Genomic DNA, 15,627 nt, shown 5'->3' on the forward strand with positions numbered 1-15,627 from the left:
GGCCTGGCGCTCAGCGGGCCGGCAGGCAGACCTTCCCGGTGAACGCCGGGTCGGGTTGCCGGTTGCCCGCCCAGGCCGGGTTCGCCTCGATCGGCAGCGGCGGCGCCTGCCAGGCGGCGGCGAAGCTCTGCATCAGCGGGTACTCGGCCCGGGTGCGCGCGATCGGCTTGCCGATCAGGAAGTCGATCAACCGTTCCTGGAGCAGCCTGCGGTCCAGCAGGCCACCGTGCACGCCGGGGATCTGGTAGACCGGAATCCGGCTGTACTCCCCCGGTGGCGCCTCGGTGGCCGTCGCGGTGGGCAGGAAGGCGACGATCCGGACCCCCGGTACGGGACACATCAGCTGGTTGCGGTAGAACGGCGCGTCGTCGAGCAACGACCGGATGAACGGCTCGTCCGGGCCGCCGCCGACGTCGGCGAGCCCGAAGATGACCCGCAGTTGCCAGCCGGTGACCACCCCCCAGCCCTCGTCGTGGTGCGGGGGCGGGTAGTAGGCCCGGCCGGCGTAGATCAACGGGCTGAACATGACGAGGATGTCGACCGTCGCGTCGTGCCGCCGGGCCAGATAGGTACGGGCCACCATCGCCCCCTCGCTCTCCCCGATCAGCGCCACCCGCCGTCCGGTGCGCCGGCGCAGCAGTTCCACCTGCCGGGCGAGCAGCGCCACGCTGTCCGCCATCGACCGGGTGGTGTCCGCCGACCGGTACGCGAGCGGCTTCCCGTCGGAGTCGAGCCCCCGGTAGGAGAAGCGCTGCACCCGGGGGTCGGACGGCTGCTCACCGCCGTAGTCCGAGCCGTAGCCGGTGAGCACGATCACCGCGTGGGTGACCGCGGCGGGCAGCGGTCGTTCCAGCACCGCCGTCCTGATCCACTGCTCGTTGCCCGGGACCAGCTCCGTCACCGGCGGGATGACCAGCGGAACGGCGACGGCCAGCAGCGCCGCCAGCGGGGTCACCGGCACCCGGGCCCAGCGCACCCGCGAGGGCAGCAGCGCCGCCCGGACGGTCCGGTTCCACAGCACCCCGTTGAGCGCCCCCGCCACCCCGGCCACCGGCACCGTCCACCAGCCGGGCGCCGCCCAGCACAGCGCGCCGGCCACGGTGAGCACCACGAAGTTCAGCAGCGACCAGCCGACCAGCGAGATCGACGGCAGCCCCCGCCACCAGTGCTCCACCACGGCCACCCGTTGCAGGAACGGCGCGAGCAGGAACATCGGCAGCAGCGACGCCAGCAGCACCCAGGACAGGGCGACCACCGACGCCGCCACCGAGATCGCCGCCCAGGGCGCGACGAACCCGCCGACCAGCACGCCCAGCACGACGTTGCGGCGCAGCAGCCAGCCCAGTGACGGCCGGGGCACCCCGGCCGGCCAGGCCAGCCGCACCAGGCCGGTGGTGAACAGGCCCCGGGCGACCAGCACGTAGGTCAGCCAGAGCGCGAACTCCCACCACGACCGGTGGTAGACGTAGAGCCACCGCAGGTCGTGGTAGGTGTCGTACGGCCACAGGGCGGTAAGCTGCGGGGGGATGCCCTGGGCGGCCCGGAATCCGAGGGCGACCAGCACGGTGGCCTCGATCATCGGCACCAGGCTGGTCACCAGCAGCAGCCCGACGAACCTTCGATTCAAGACCACCCCGTTCCGCCGCACCGTGCGCGATCGCGTCTCTCGCAGGCTCCACCGGAACGACGGCCGGCGTCGGCGAATCCGGCACATTGCCCCGGTTCGACCGACGCCGGTGTGTCGGCGACGACGCGACCGCGTCGCCCGGACGGGCCGGGTGGCACGGCGGACGGGGCCGGTCCGGGGTACCCCGGCCCCGTCGTGGATCACTGGACCAGGCAGACTCCCCCGTTGAACTGGAACGCGGCCGGGCGTGGGTTGCTCGCGCCGGAGGTGCCCTGGACGCCGAAGCTGACCGTGCTGCTCTGCGGCACGCTCCCGTTCCAGGCGACGTTGCGGGCGGTGACGGCGGCGCCGGACTGGGTGACCTGCGCGTTCCAGGCGTTGGTGATCCGCTGGTCGGCCGCGAAGGACCAGGTCAACGTCCAACTGGTGACCGAGAATCCCAGGTTGGTGATCGACACCTCGGCGGTGAACCCGCCGTTCCACTGGTTGGGCTGCCAGACGACCCGGCAGGAGACGGGCGGCGGGGTGCCCGGCGGCGTGGTGGGCGGAGGCGTGGTGGGCGGAGGCGTCGTCGGGGGCGGGGTGGTCGGTGGCTGGGTGGTGGGTGGCGGGGTGGTGTCCTTCGGCGGGAAGCGCAGGATGCGGTCGTCGGTCGACGCCGGGGTGCCACGCCCGTCCCGGTTGCTGGTGGTGACCCAGAGCCAGCCGTCCGGCCCGTACTCGACGGTGCGCAGGCGGCCGTAGGCGCCGGTCAGCTCGGCGGTCGGGGTGCCGACCCCGCCGGAGCCGGTGAGCGGCACGGTCCACAGCCGGGTGCCGCGCAGGGCGGCGACGAAGAGCCGGTTGCCGGCGACCGCCGCGCCGCTGGGGGACGCCTCGGCGGTCGTCCAGACCAGCAGCGGGTCCCGGAACCGGGGGTCGTTGGCCCGGCCCTCGACCGTGGGCCAGCCGTAGTTGCCGCCGGGCACGATGAGGTTGACCTCGTCCCAGGTGTTCTGCCCGAACTCGGCGGCGTAGAGCCGGCCCTGGGCGTCCCAGGTCAGGCCCTGCACGTTGCGGTGTCCGAGGCTGTAGACCAGGGAGCCGGCCGTGGGGTTGTCCGACGGCGCGGACCCGTCCGGCCGCATCCGGAGGATCTTGCCGTTGCGGCTCTGCGGGTTCTGCGCGTTGGCGGTCTGCCCCGCGTCACCGACCCCGGCGTAGAGCATCCCGTCCGGGCCGAAGGCGATCCGCCCGCCGTTGTGGATGGTGGAGCGGGCCAGGCCGGTGAGGATCGGCTCCTGGTTCTGCGGGGCGCTGAGCCGGAACCGGAGGATCCGGTTGTCGGTGGTGGTGGTGAGGTAGACGTAGACGTAGCCGTCCTGGGCGTACCCGGGGGAGACCGCGAGGCCGAGCAGGCCGCCCTCACCGCTGGCGTTCACGCCGGAGATCTGCGCCACCTGCTCCGGGGCCTGCCCGGGACGGACCCGCACCACCTGGCCGGAGTTGCGCAACGCGGTCAGGGCGCTGCCGTCGGGCAGGAAGTCCATCCCCCAGGGCACGGTCAGGCCGGTGGCGACCACCTGGGGGCGGGTGAAGTCGAAGTCGCCGACGGCCAGGGTCGTGGCGGCCGGTGCCGGGTCGGCCGGCGCGGCCCCGGCGAGCGTGGCGGTGCCGACGCCGGTGACCGCCAGCCCCGCCACGACCGCCGCCACCACCATCGAACGGACTCTCACGTCGGGCACCTCCGAAGCAGTAAGTGGCTTGCGTCAATATATCCCGACCTCGGTGAAAGCCGCAGCGGTGGACGAAACCGAATCCTGCCGGCGGCCCTCCCGCCGACGCCGACCGGCACGGCGGGCCTGTCGGGGGCAGCGGCTAGCATCCGCCGGTGACCCTCACCCCTGACGACCTGACCGGCTACGTCGAGCGTGACCTCGACGCCGATCTCGCCCGCTGGTTCGCCGACCGCCCACCGGTCGTCGTGCCCGACCCGGCCCGGCCGGTGACGCCGATGCTCGACCGGCTGCCACCGCCGGCCGCCACGGCGTTGGCGGCGTTCGACCGCCGGGTCCGGTCCGGCCGGATGCCCCAGTTCCTCGACATCCACGACTGGTCCTACGGCTTCGACTTCGCCGGGAACGACTGCCAGCTCCTCGACGCCGACTACCGGCCGACGCTCACCGACGACGACGTCTACTCGATCGGCGCCGACGGCGGCGGCAACCTGCACGTGGTCCTCGCCAGCGGGCAGGTCGGCCTCTGGTTCCACGAGGAGGAGGTCGTCGAGGGCGGCACCCGCTTCGACACCCTCGACGTCTTCCTCTGGTCGGTCGTGCGCTACCACGCGGTGCGGGCGGGCCGGCTGGATCGGGCCGCCGTCGAGGCCGACTTCCGGTCGCTGGGCCAGGACGGCGTCCTGCGCCCCGAGGTCGGGCTGCTCAGCACGATGCCGTGACGCGCCACCCCGACCCGGACACCCCCGATCCGTGCCGCCGGCCGGGCCGGGGTGGGCACGCCTCCCGCTAGTGGGCCCGACCGGTGTCGCCGGACTGGGCCCACTCCTTCGCCAGCAGCTGGTAGGACCGCACCCGGTCGGCGTGGTCGTGGGTGATCGTGGTGACCAGCAGTTCGTCGGCGTCGGTGACGTCCCGCAGCGTGCGCAGCCGCTCGGCGACCGTGTCCGGCGCGCCGACGAACCGGGTGTCCACCCGGTCGGCGACGAGTTCCCGGTCGGCGTCGGTCCACGGCAGGGCGGCGGCCTGCTCGGGACTCGGGTACGGGATCGCGCCCACACCGCTGCGGATGCTGTGCACCCAGTGCCCGTACGGAGTGGCCAGCCGACGCGCCTCGGCGTCGGTGTCGGCGACGACCACGTCGGCGGAGACCACCACGTACGGCTTCGCCAGCACCGCCGACGGCCGGAACGCCGCCCGGTACGCGGTGACCGCGTCGAGCACCGTCGCCGGGCTGACATGGTAGTTGGCGGCGAACGGCAGGCCCCGTGCCCCGGCGAGTCGGGCGCTCTCCCCGCCGCTGCTGCCCAGCAGCCACACCTGCAGGTCCGCCCCCTCCCCCGGTACGGCGTGCGCGTCGAGGCCGTCGGCGTCCCGGTAGTCGCCGCGCAGCAGCGCGAGGATGTCGTCGAGCTGCCCGGCGAACCCGGGCGGTCGCGCGCCGGCCTGGTGCAGCAGCGCGGTGGCGAGGGCGTACCGGGGTGCGGCGGCGAGGTGGGCGTAGGAGAACGGAGCGGGGATCAGCAGCCCGTCGACCACCCGGGCGCCGGCCGGCGGTGGGGCGGGTGCGCCGCTGGCGTCGGCGCGGGGCGGTCCGGACCGGCCGATGCCGAGGTCGATGCGGCCCGGGTGCAGGGTGGCGAGGGTGCCGAACTCCTCCACCACCGACAGGGCCGTCCGGTGCCCCACCAGCAGCGCGCCGGAGCCGACCCGCAGCACGCTGGTGGCTGCGGCGACCTGCCCGATCAGCACGGCCGGCGCGGCGCTGGCCACCCCGGCGGCCAGGTGGTGTTCGGCCACCCAGTAGCGGCGGTAGCCGAACTGCTCGACCCGACGGGCCAGGTCGACGGTGTGCCGCAGCGCGTCGGCGACGGTGCCACCGGCGGGCACCGGCGACAGGTCGAGCACGGACAGCGCGGTCGATGGCATGGGTGACCCCGTTTCTGCTCAGAGCGGCGCGGCGGCGGACGCCGGCGGACGGAAGGGACGGCTGGGGATCTCCCGGCGCAGCACGGGTGCCACCTCCGCCTGGAACAGCTCCAGGCTCCGCCGGTGCGCCTCGGCGGTCAGCCCGTCCTGGTCGGCCCGCAGGTGCATCACCTCGTGGCCGAGCTGCCCGTGCTGGCGCAGCACCTTGTCGACGATCTGCTGCGGGCTGCCCACCAGCAGGGAGCTGCGGGCCACGGCGTCCTCGATGGTGGGGAAGACCGGCTCCACGCCGAGCCGGCGGGACGCGGCGACCCGGGCGTCAAAGATCGGCCGGTACGTCTCGACCGCCTCCTGTGAGGTGCGGGCGGCGTAGAAGCCGGCGGTGCCGGCCCCGACGAGGGCGTCCGCCGGGTCGTGGCCGTGGTGCACCCACCGTTGCCGGTAGTACCGGACCAGCTCCGCGTACGGCTCGATCGGGTTGACGACGTTGGCGGAGAAGATCGGGTCGCCGTGGCGGGCGGCCAGGTCGACCGAGTCCCGGCTGGTGGCGCTGCCGTGCCAGATCCGGATGGTCTCCTGCAACGGGCGGGGCCAGGTCTCGGCCTCGGTCAACGCCGGCCGGTACCGGCCCGACCAGGTGACCCGCTCCTCCCGCCAGAGCCGGCGGAACAGCTCGTAGCCCTCCCGGCTGCGGTCCCACTGGTCCTCGGCGGTGACGCCGAAGAGCCGGGCCTGGGCGGCGCCGTTGCCCTTGCCGATGATCAGTTCCAGCCGGCCGTCGGAGAGGTGGTCGAGGGTGGCGTAGTCCTCGTAGGCGCGGACCGGGTCGAGCAGGCTCAGCGTGGTGACCGCGGTGAACAGCCGGATGGTGTGGGTCCGGGCCGCGATGTGGCTGAGCACCACCGGCGGTGCCGAGGAGATGAAGGGGCGTTCGTGGCGTTCGCCGACGCCGAAGCCGTCGAAACCGAGTTCCTCGGCGAGCACGGCGGTGTCGACCACCTCCCGGAACCGTCCGGTGGTGCTCCGCAGTCGCCCGGTGACCGGGTCGGGCAGGTGGGTGATCAGCGTGACCAGCAGGACCTTCATGCCGGGACCGGGGCCTTCCGTCGGGTGCCGGGCCGGATCACCAGCGCGAAGCACCGGGAGTAGGGCAATGCATCGTACGGCGGGAAGACCGCGATCGGCCGGTAGCCGGCGCGTTCGTAGCGGCGGACCGCGTCGGGCTGACGGTCACCTGTCTGCAGGACGATCCGGCCCGCGCCGAGCTGCCCGGCCGCCTCCCGGGCGGCGTCCAGGAGCTGGTCGGCGATGCCCCGCCCCCGGTGGGCGGGTGCCACGTACATCCGTTTGAGTTCCAGGTCGCAGCCGTGCCAGCGCAGCGCGGCGTGCCCGACCGGGGTGGCGTCGGGGGTGTAGGCCACCCCCGTCCAGGCCACCGAGCCCGGCGCGAACACCCGTTCCGGGGGCAGGTGGATCGGGTCGTACGGCCGGTCGGCGTACCGCTGGCGCAGCTCCCCGGTCATCGCGGCCCGCAGGGCCACCGCGTCCGGGTCGTCCGGGCGCAGCCGGCAGACGGTGACCGGAGTCGCCTGCGCGGCGGTCACGCCGCACCGACCCGGGTGACCGGGCGGGCGGCCCGCAGGCCGAGATGCTCCCGCAGGGTGGTGCCGGTGTACCCGGTGCGGAACACGCCACGTTCCTGCAGCAGCGGGACGACCCGGTCGACGAACTCGTCGAGCCCGCCCGGGGTCAGGTGCGGCACCAGGATGAACCCGTCGGCCGCGTCGGACTGCACGAAGTGGTCCATCTGCTCGGCGACCCGCTGCGGGGTGCCGACGAACGACTGCCGGCCGGTGACCTCGATGATCAGGTCACGGATCCCGAGCCCCTTCTCCTGCGCCAGCGCCCGCCAGCGCCGGGCGGTGCCGACCGGGTCCGGGTACATGCCGGCCCGGCCCCGGCTGATCGTGGCGGCGTCGACGTCGGGGTCCTCCGCCGGCAGCGGGCCGTCCGGGTCGTACCCGGACAGGTCCCGGTTCCACAGCTGCTCCAGCAGCAGGATCGCGGTCTGCGGGCTGACCTGCTGGCGACGGATGTGGTGGGCCCGTTCCTGCGCCTCGGCGTCGGTGTCGCCGAGCACGAAGGTCGCCCCAGGAATGATCTTCAGGTCCTCCGGGGTGCGGCCGTACCGGGCCAGCCGGGCCTTCACGTCCCGGTAGAACTCCCGCCCCTCGGCCAGCGTGCCGTGCCGGGAGAAGACGGCGTCGGCGCTGGACGCGGCGAACTCCCGGCCCTCGGGCGAGTCACCGGCCTGCAGGATCACCGGGTGCAGTTGCGGGCTGCGGGGCACGGTGAAGTGCCCGGCAATGTCGAACTGCCCGCCGTGGTGGGCGAAGGCACCCGGGCCGGCCTCACGGACGTACCTGCCGGTGGCGCGGTCACCGACGATGACGTCCGCCGGCCACGACTCCCACAACCGGCGGGCCACCCGGACGAACTCGGCGGCCCGCTCGTAGCGCAGCGACCGGTCGAGGTAGCCGCCCCGGCGGAAGTTCTCCCCGGTGAACGCGTCGGAGGTGGTGACCACGTTCCAGGCGGCCCGTCCGCCGCTGAGGTGGTCCAGGGTGGCCAGCTGCCGGGCCAGCTCGTACGGCTCCCGGAAGGTGGTGTTCAGGGTGCCGGCCAGCCCCAGGTGGGTGGTGACGGCGGCGAGCGCGGCCAGCACGGTGAGGGTGTCCGGCCGGCCCACCACGTCCAGGTCGTGGATCCGGCCGCGCTGTTCCCGCAGCCGCAGGCCCTCGGCCAGGAAGAAGAAGTCGAACCGGCCGCGTTCGGCGGTGCGGGCCAGGTGGACGAAGGAGGCGAAGTCGATGTGGCTGCCGGAGGCCGGGTCGCTCCACACTGTGGTGTTGTTCACGCCGGGGAAGTGCGCGGCCAGGATGATCTGCTTGGGCATGGGTCCTCTCCGGGGGTCAGCGGGGGCCCGCGACGGCGTACCGGTTGGCCGGGCGGGGCAGGCCGAGCAGGTCGCGCAGCGTGCCACCGGGGTAGCCGGCACGGAACAGGCCCCGGTCCCGCAGCGCGGGCACCACCGTCCGGGTGATCGTGGTCAGGTCGTCGGGCAGCACGGCGGGACGCAGCCGGAACCCGTCCACCCCGGCCCGCCGCCACGCGGCGAGCAGGTCGGCGAGCTGCGCGGGGCTGCCGGTGAAGGTGGCCGCGTCGGAGGTGTACGCCGTCCCGTGCAGCTCGTCCAGCCGGTCCCGACGCCGTCGGGCCGCCGCCGGGGTGTCGTCGAGCAGCACCTGCAGGTCGGCGAGGATCCGCAGGGGCGGCCCGCCGCGGCCGAGGGTCTCCTCGACCGCCCGGACCTCGGCGACGACGGTCTCGGCGTGCGCGGCGTCGGTGGGGGTGACGAACACGACGTCGGCGTGCCGGGCGGCGAACGTGTACGGCACCGTCGCGTGGGCCAGCACGGCGACCACCGGCTGCCCCTGCGGTGGCCGGGGCACGATCGACGGGCCCTTGACCGAGAACCACCGGCCGGTGAAGTCGGTGTAGTGCAGCCGGTCCCGGTCGACGAACCGTCCGGTCGGGGCGTCCCTGATCTCCGCGTCGTCCTGCCAGCTGTCCCAGAGCCGGCGGACCACCTCGACGGCGTCGGCGGCCTCGGCGAACAGGTCACCGACGAGTCGTACCCGCTCGGGTTCGGCCAGTCGGGTCGGGTCCGGCGGGGGCAGCTCCCGCCGACCGAAGTGCCCGGCCTCGGCCCGGCGGGCGGAGATCCGGGGCCGCCAGCCGGCCCGGCCGCCGCTGACGTGGTCGAGGGTGGCCACCGCGGTCGAGACGTGGAACGGCTCGGTGTGGGTGACGCTGGTGGTCGGGACCAGCCCGATGTGCCGGGTCAGCGGGGCGATCCGGGCCGCGACCAGCAGCGCGTCGAGCCGGCCCCGGAGCTGGTCGACCCGGCCGTCCGGCCCGTCAGGCAGGGACGACTGGAGGTCCAGCGAGTCCTCGATGGTGACCAGGTCCAGCGCGGCCTGTTCGGCCTGCCCGACCAGGGCGGCCCACCAGCGGGGGAACAGCGGCGCCGCCGGGTCGGCGTGGGACAACCGCCAGGCGGCGGGATGCCAGCCGAGGCCGTCGAGGGCGGCGGTCAGGTGCAGGGTGGGTTCGGGCATGGGTTCTCCTCCTCGGTCAGCCGGCGGTGACCAGCGTGGGCAGCGCGTCGAGCAGGGACCGGGTGTGGTCGTGCCGGGGGTAGCTGAAGACGTCGCCGACGGGGCCCTGCTCGACCACCGCGCCGTCGTGCAGCACCAGCACCCGGTCGGCGAGGTGGTGCACCACGCCCAGGTCGTGGGAGATGAACAGCAGGGCGGTGCCGTCGGTGGCCCGCAGGTCGGCCAGCAGGTCGAGGACCTGGGCCTGGACGCAGACGTCGAGGGCGGAGACCGGTTCGTCGCAGATGATCAGGCTGGGCCGGGGGGCGACGGCGCGGGCGATGGCGACCCGTTGCCGTTGCCCGCCGGACAGCGACCGGGGGTGCCGGTCGAGCAGGTCGGGGCCGAGGCCGACCCGGCGCAGCAGGGCGACCACCCGCTCGGTGCGGTCCGGTCCCGGGTCGAGGTTCTCGGCGACGAGCCGGCCCACGGTGTACCGGGGGTCGAAGGAGCCCAGCGGGTCCTGGGAGATCAGTTGCAACCGGCGGCGCAGTGGGCGGCGGGCCCGCTCCGGCACCCCGGACCACCGGGTCGACTCGAAGGTGACGGTGCCGGCGTCGGCGGCGAGCAGGCCGGCGACGAGCCGGGCGACGGTGCTCTTGCCGGACCCGGACTCACCGACCAACCCCAGCGTCTCGCCCCGGGCCACGCTGAACGACACGTCCCGTACGACGGTGTGCGGGCCGTACCGTCGGGTCAGGCCGACCGCGTCGAGCACGGTGTCGTCCGGGCGGACGGCGGGCCGCGCCGGCAGTGGGGTCCGAGCCAGTGCCGGCACCGCGCAGCCGTCGCGGACCCGGGCCGGTTCGCTGAGCCGACGTCCCCGGGACGAGGCCGACGGCACCGCCGCGAGCAACTGCCTGGTGTACGGGTGCTGCGGTGCCTGCAACAGCCGGCCGGTCGGCCCTTCTTCGACGATCCGGCCGTCCCGCATCACCAGGACCCGGTCGGCCACCTGGGCGACCACCGCCAGGTCGTGGCTGATCAGCAGCAGCCCGACCCCGGTGGCCCGGCGTTCGGCGAGCAGCCGCAGGATCTGCGCCTGCACGGTGACGTCCAGCGCGGTGGTCGGTTCGTCGGCGACGAGCAGCACGGGTTCCCCGGCGATCGCCGAGGCGATCAGCGCCCGCTGCCGCAGCCCGCCGGAGAGCTGGTGCGGGTACTGCCGGGCCCGCCGGGCGGGTTCGGGCACGTGTACCTGGTCGAGCAGGTGGGTGACCCGGCCGGCGCGTTCCCGTCGGCCGACGATGTCGTGCGCGGCGAGCACCTCGCCGATCTCCGCACCGACGGTGCGCAGCGGGTCGAGGGAGACCAGCGCGTCCTGCACCACCAGCCCGGCGAGCCGTCCGCGCACCCGTCGCCAGTCCCGTGGCCGGTAGCCCCGCACGTCCCGGCCGGCGAGGTCGAGCCGGTCGGCGCGGACCCGGGCGTCGACGCCGGCCAGGCCGACCAGGGCACGGGCGGTGACGCTCTTGCCCGAGCCGGACTCCCCCACGAGGGCGACGCACTCGCCGGCCCCGACGGTGAGGTCGATGCCCCGGACCGCCGCCACCGGGCCGCTCGGGGTGTCGAAGGTGACGTGCAGGTCCTCGACGGCGAGCAGCGGGCCCATCAGGGACGCCGCCCGTCGAAGCGGGTCTGCCAGTGCCGGCCGACGACGGTCAGCGCGACCACCGTCGCGGTGACCGCCGCACCGGGCAGCACCGTCATCCACCAGGCCACCTGGAGGTAGTTGCGCCCCTCGGAGAGCATCGCGCCCCACTCCGGCGACGGTGGTTGCGGGCCGAGGCCGAGGAAGCTGAGCCCGGCGGCGGCCAGCACCGCCTCGCCGAGCCCGATCACGGCGAGCACCGGCACCGGGCCGAGCACGTTGGGCAGCACGTGCCGCCACACCAGCCGGGGTCGGGACAGACCGAAGCTGACCGCTTGTTCGACGTAGCCGGCCCGGCGGACCAGCAGGGTCTGCCCGCGTACCACCCGGGCGTGGTGCGGGAGGGTGGCGATGCCGATGGCGACGACCAGGCTGGCGGTGCCGGGGCCGGTGACCGTGATGAACAGCAACGCCAGCAGCAGCAGCGGGAACGCCGACAACGCGTCGAAGGACCGGCTGAGTGTCTCGTCGGCGAACCGGTGGGCCAGCCCGGCGAGCAGCCCGAGCAGCACCCCGCCGGTGACCGCGATCCCGGTCGCGGCGAGGCCGATGGTCAGCGAGTGCCCCGCGCCGTGCACCACCCGGGTCCAGACGTCCCGGCCGAGCTGGTCGGTGCCGAACCAGTGCGCCGGGTCGGGTGCGGCGAGCGCGGCACGCGGGTCGGCGGCGAGCGGGTCGCCGGGGGCCAGCAGCGCCGGGAGGACCGCCGCGACGACCAGCAGGACGAGGTACGCCCCGGCGACGAGCAGGCCGGGCAACGGCCGGCTGCGGCGTGGGCGGGCGGGGGTGGACGGGTCGGTGGCGAGCGGGACCGCCGCGACGGCGGTGGGCGTGGGCCCCAGGGTGACGGTCATCGTCAGCTCCTTCGCAGGCGCGGGTCGACGAGCAGGCAGGTCAGGTCGGCGGCGGTGTTGACCAGCACGTAGACGGCGGCGGAGAGCGTCACCACGGCCAGCACCACCGGCATGTCCTTGCTGGTCACCGCGCTCAGGGTGACCTGGCCGAGGCCGGGGCGGCCGAACACCTGCTCGACGACGACCGCGCCGCCGAGCAGGACGCCGAACAGCCAGCCGGCGAGGGTGACCGCCGGCAGCAGCGCGTGCCGCAGGGCGTGGCGCAGCAGCACCGCCCGCTCGCGGACACCCCGGGCCCGGGCGGTCAGCACGAACGGCTCGTCCAGCGCCCGGTCCAGGCCGTCGCGCAGCACCTGGGCGAGCAGGCCGGCGATGGGCAGGGCGAGGGTGAGCGCCGGCAGCACCAGGGCGGCGGGCCCCTGGTCGCCGGCGACGGGGAACAGCCCGTACCGGAAGGAGAGCACGGTGAGCAGCACGATGCCGATCAGGAACGGCGGGGTCGAGACCAGCAGCAGCTCGGCTGCGGAGCTGACCCGGCGCGGCCACCGCCGGCGACGGCCGGCGGTGCCGACCGCCACCACCACGGCCAGCAGCACCCCGAGGCCGGCAGCGGCGACGGCGAGCGTCGCGGTGGGGGCGAGCTGCTCGCCGATGACCTCGGCGACCGGGCGTTGCAGCAGGTAGGAGCGGCCCAGGTCAGCCCCGGCCAGCCGCCACAGGTAGTCGAGGTACTGCACGACCGGCGGCCGGTCCAGGCCCCACTCGGTGATGATCTGGGCCCGGATCTGCGGGGTGTCCGCGCCGTCGCCCACGATGCTGTCCACGGTGTTCCCGGGGGCGGCCAGCAGCGCCAGGTAGGCGGTGGTGGCGGCGGCCCACAGCACGACGAGTCCGGCGGCGACCCGACGGGCCGCCGCCCGCAGCAGGCTCACCGCGCGATCCACAGGTCGTACGCGCTGGCCGGCACCCCGGCGGTGGGCTCGAACCGCACCCCGCCGACGGCGGTGCTGGCGGCGATCTGGTCGGCCGGGGCGTAGAGCGGCAGGGCGAGCGCCTGCACGGCCACGACCCGCTGTTGCAGGGCGGCGTAGCTCTCGGCCCGCCGCGCGGGGTCGGTGGCGGCCTGCCCGGCCTCCAGGAGCCGGTCGAGCTGCGGGTCGGCGACCCGGGTGCGGTTGATGCCGCCGGCGGAGTGCAGCAGCAGGTTCAGCGCCGCCCCGGCGTCGGTGTCGGCGCGGGAGTTGTCGAAGACCTCGTACTCGTTGCGGTCGAACGCCTGCTGGGCGGTGCCCTGGTCGACCACGGAGACCTTCAGGTCGATGCCGGCGCTCTGTTTCACCGCCGCCTGCACGGCCTGGGCGAGCACGTCGCGGCGGTCGCGCACGTACGGGGCGGCCTGCACCAGCCGTACGGTGAGCCGCCGGCCGTCGCGGGTGCGGTAGCCGTCGGCGTCGCGGCCGGTCCAGCCGGCCTGGTCGAGCAGGCGGTTGGCCGCGGCGGTGTCACCGCCGTAGCTGCCCTCCAGCCGCTTGTCGTAGAGCGGGCTGGACGGGCTGACCACGCTCCACGCCCGGGTCGCGGTGTCCCGGTAGACCGAGGCCAGCACGGTGTCGACGTCGAGTGCCTCCCGGAACGCCTGCCGGACCCGCAGGTCGTCGAAGGGGGCGTGGGAGACGTTGAGGTAGTAGGAGTAGGCGGAGCCGGAGTTCAGCTCGCGGGTCAGCCGCAGCCGCGGGTTGCCGGTGATCAGTGGCTGGTCGGTGGCGGGCACCCCCTCGATGAGCTGCACCTGCTGCGCGGTGAGGGCACCAACCCGGACCGCGGACTCCTTGAGGAACCGGTAGGTGATCTCGTCGAGGTGGGCGGGGCCGGTGTGGGTGGCGGTGGGCGGGGCCCAGTCGTAGCCGGGGTTGCGCCGGTAGTGCAGTTCCTGACCGGGGAGGTAGCGGTCGAGCACGAACGGCCCGGTGCCGACGACGTCGACGCCGCCGGCCTTGAGGTTCCTGGCCTCCCGCAGCGACCTCGGGGACACCTGGGCGCCCTGCGGGGAGGCGAGGAAGTCGAGGATGAGCACGTCGGGGGCGGTCAGGGTGAGCCGTACGGTGTGCGGGTCGACGACCTCGACGGTCTTCAGGTGGCGCAATTGCACGACGGCGACGGCGGGGGCGTACCCGGGCTCGCGGAGTTTGTCGAGGTTGGCCTTGACGGCGGCGGCGTCGAACGGGGTGCCGTCGGTGAAGGTCACTCCGGTGCGCAGCGGGAGGGTGTAGGTCAGGCCGTCGGGAGTGGTCTGCCAGCCGGTCGCCAGCCAGGGCACGGCTCGGCCCTGCGCGTCGTAGGTGAGCAGTGACTCGAAGCTGTTCCAGACCAGCAGGCGGGCCTTGGCCTGCGCGTACTGGTGCGGGTTGAGGGTGATCGGTTCGGTCTCGACGGCCCAGGTGAGCGCGCCGCCGGAGCGGGGTCGCCCGGCGGCCTCGACGACCGGGGTGGTGGCGGTGGCGCAGCCGGCGAGGGCGAGCACGGCGGCGACGGCGAGGGTCCGCAGGGGGCGGACGGGCATGGCGGGTTCTCCTGTCCAGGCAGGCGATCGGGTACGCCGACACCCGGCCGGGCGCGGGGCGCGGGCCGGTGCGGTGTCGGGAAGGGTGCGGCGGTCAGCTCGGCGGTGAGCCCCACCTCGACGGGCCGGTGGCGCGTCGGGTCCGGGTGTGGGTGCCGGGTCAGGCCAGACAGGAACTCGACCACACCCGACCGAAGTCGATGTGGCCGCGGATCGTCAGCCGCAGCTCGCTGGACATGGGTCGAGTCCACCTCGGGGTGCCGGAGGTGTCAACGGAACGCGCGACGGATGTCGGCTATCGCACCGAGGGGTGTCGATCCGTTGACCAATACCTACTAGGACTATAGGATTTGCATAGATTGCGTCCGTCAGGCGGCGGGGCGGCGGGTGACGCCCTCCGGGCCACCGGCCAGGCCGGCGTAGCGGCCCCGGTGGTAGAGCAACGGCGATCCCACGTCGGCGTGCCGGACCAGCTCCGGCTCGGCGAGCACGATCGCGTGGTCGCCCACGGGCACCCGCTCGACCACCCGGCAGAGCAGCCAGGCCAGGGTGTCGTCGAGGATCGGCACCCCCTGCGGCCCGGCCTGCCACCGGGTCGGCGCGGCGAACCGGTCGATCCCGCTGGTCGCGAAGGTGCGCGCCAGGTCCTGCTGGTGGTGGGCGAGCAGGTGCACCGCCACGTGCCGGCTGCGGGCCACCGTCGGCCAGCTCGACGCCCCGAGGTGCAGGCAGAACGAGACGATCGGCGGGGCCAGCGACACCGAGGTGAACGAGGTGGCGGTGAAGCCGACCGCCGGGGCGCCGGGGGCGGTGACCACCACGACGGTGCTGGCCTGGTGGCGCAGCAGCGTACGCAGGGTGTCGGCGTCGGCCTCGACCGGCGGTGGACGATGGTCGGACTCGGTCGTCACAGGGGCCTCCCGCACGGGGGTCGAAGGGTCTCGGCGGCACGGCGGACGCCGCGCGGGCCTACGGGATCCGCCCTGCCGGCGGCGGTGGCGGTCAGCGCTGTGGTGCGGCGACCGCAGCCGGTCAGGCGGCGGGGGACGGCCCGGGACACAGCTGGGCGGC

The 15,627-nt window shown here is 74.7% G+C and carries 13 protein-coding genes; 1 reads left to right on the forward strand and 12 read right to left on the reverse strand.

The window, feature by feature from the left end; translation table 11 throughout:
- Window positions 1-10: 10 nt before the first annotated feature.
- Window positions 11-1,714, reverse strand: a complete 1,704-nt coding sequence (locus JQX11_RS08775; protein ID WP_204924473.1) for an alpha/beta hydrolase family protein — start codon at window positions 1,712-1,714, stop codon at window positions 11-13.
- Window positions 1,715-1,827: 113 nt separating this feature from the next.
- On the reverse strand, window positions 1,828-3,342 hold the full coding sequence (locus JQX11_RS08780) for a PQQ-dependent sugar dehydrogenase (RefSeq protein WP_307826123.1): 1,515 nt from the start codon (window positions 3,340-3,342) through the stop codon (window positions 1,828-1,830).
- A gap of 155 nt (window positions 3,343-3,497) precedes the next feature.
- Between JQX11_RS08780 and JQX11_RS08785 the strand changes: the two genes are divergently transcribed.
- A complete protein-coding gene (locus tag JQX11_RS08785) occupies window positions 3,498-4,064 on the forward strand; it encodes a hypothetical protein (protein ID WP_204924474.1) in 567 nt (188 codons plus the stop codon).
- Between the two features lie 67 nt (window positions 4,065-4,131).
- Here the strand turns inward: JQX11_RS08785 and JQX11_RS08790 are convergent, their stop codons facing one another.
- The 10 genes from JQX11_RS08790 to JQX11_RS08835 form a co-directional block, all read right to left on the reverse strand.
- Window positions 4,132-5,271, reverse strand: coding sequence for an LLM class flavin-dependent oxidoreductase (locus JQX11_RS08790; RefSeq protein ID WP_204924475.1), 1,140 nt, complete (start codon window positions 5,269-5,271; stop codon window positions 4,132-4,134).
- A gap of 18 nt (window positions 5,272-5,289) precedes the next feature.
- Complete coding sequence (locus JQX11_RS08795) at window positions 5,290-6,357, reverse strand: LLM class flavin-dependent oxidoreductase (RefSeq protein WP_204924476.1); 1,068 nt, start codon at window positions 6,355-6,357, stop codon at window positions 5,290-5,292.
- Window positions 6,354-6,875 carry a GNAT family N-acetyltransferase gene (locus tag JQX11_RS08800; protein WP_204924477.1) on the reverse strand — a complete coding sequence of 174 codons (522 nt, stop codon included), beginning with the start codon at window positions 6,873-6,875 and terminating at the stop codon, window positions 6,354-6,356. Before JQX11_RS08800 ends, JQX11_RS08795 begins: the two co-directional genes overlap by 4 nt.
- On the reverse strand, window positions 6,872-8,227 hold the full coding sequence (locus JQX11_RS08805) for an NtaA/DmoA family FMN-dependent monooxygenase (RefSeq protein ID WP_204924478.1): 1,356 nt from the start codon (window positions 8,225-8,227) through the stop codon (window positions 6,872-6,874). The genes JQX11_RS08800 and JQX11_RS08805 overlap by 4 nt, the downstream gene beginning before the upstream one ends.
- Before the next feature lie 16 nt (window positions 8,228-8,243).
- Window positions 8,244-9,452 carry an LLM class flavin-dependent oxidoreductase gene (locus JQX11_RS08810; RefSeq protein WP_204924479.1) on the reverse strand — a complete coding sequence of 403 codons (1,209 nt, stop codon included), beginning with the start codon at window positions 9,450-9,452 and terminating at the stop codon, window positions 8,244-8,246.
- 16 nt (window positions 9,453-9,468) lie between these two features.
- A complete protein-coding gene (locus tag JQX11_RS08815; RefSeq protein ID WP_204924480.1) occupies window positions 9,469-11,103 on the reverse strand; it encodes a dipeptide ABC transporter ATP-binding protein in 1,635 nt (544 codons plus the stop codon).
- Window positions 11,103-11,996 carry an ABC transporter permease gene (locus JQX11_RS08820; RefSeq protein WP_204924481.1) on the reverse strand — a complete coding sequence of 298 codons (894 nt, stop codon included), beginning with the start codon at window positions 11,994-11,996 and terminating at the stop codon, window positions 11,103-11,105. The genes JQX11_RS08815 and JQX11_RS08820 overlap by 1 nt, the downstream gene beginning before the upstream one ends.
- A gap of 2 nt (window positions 11,997-11,998) precedes the next feature.
- On the reverse strand, window positions 11,999-12,928 hold the full coding sequence (locus JQX11_RS08825; RefSeq protein ID WP_307826124.1) for an ABC transporter permease: 930 nt from the start codon (window positions 12,926-12,928) through the stop codon (window positions 11,999-12,001).
- Window positions 12,925-14,556 (reverse strand): ABC transporter substrate-binding protein, encoded by a 1,632-nt coding sequence (locus JQX11_RS08830; RefSeq protein WP_204924482.1) that lies wholly within the window; start codon window positions 14,554-14,556, stop codon window positions 12,925-12,927. Before JQX11_RS08830 ends, JQX11_RS08825 begins: the two co-directional genes overlap by 4 nt.
- Window positions 14,557-14,924: 368 nt before the next feature.
- The gene (locus JQX11_RS08835) at window positions 14,925-15,467 is read right to left on the reverse strand and encodes a flavin reductase family protein (RefSeq protein WP_204924483.1); all 543 of its coding nucleotides are present in this window, start codon (window positions 15,465-15,467) and stop codon (window positions 14,925-14,927) included.
- Window positions 15,468-15,627: the final 160 nt, after the last annotated feature.

The organism is Micromonospora humida (assembly GCF_016901255.1).
Lineage (GTDB): Bacteria > Actinomycetota > Actinomycetes > Mycobacteriales > Micromonosporaceae > Micromonospora > Micromonospora wenchangensis.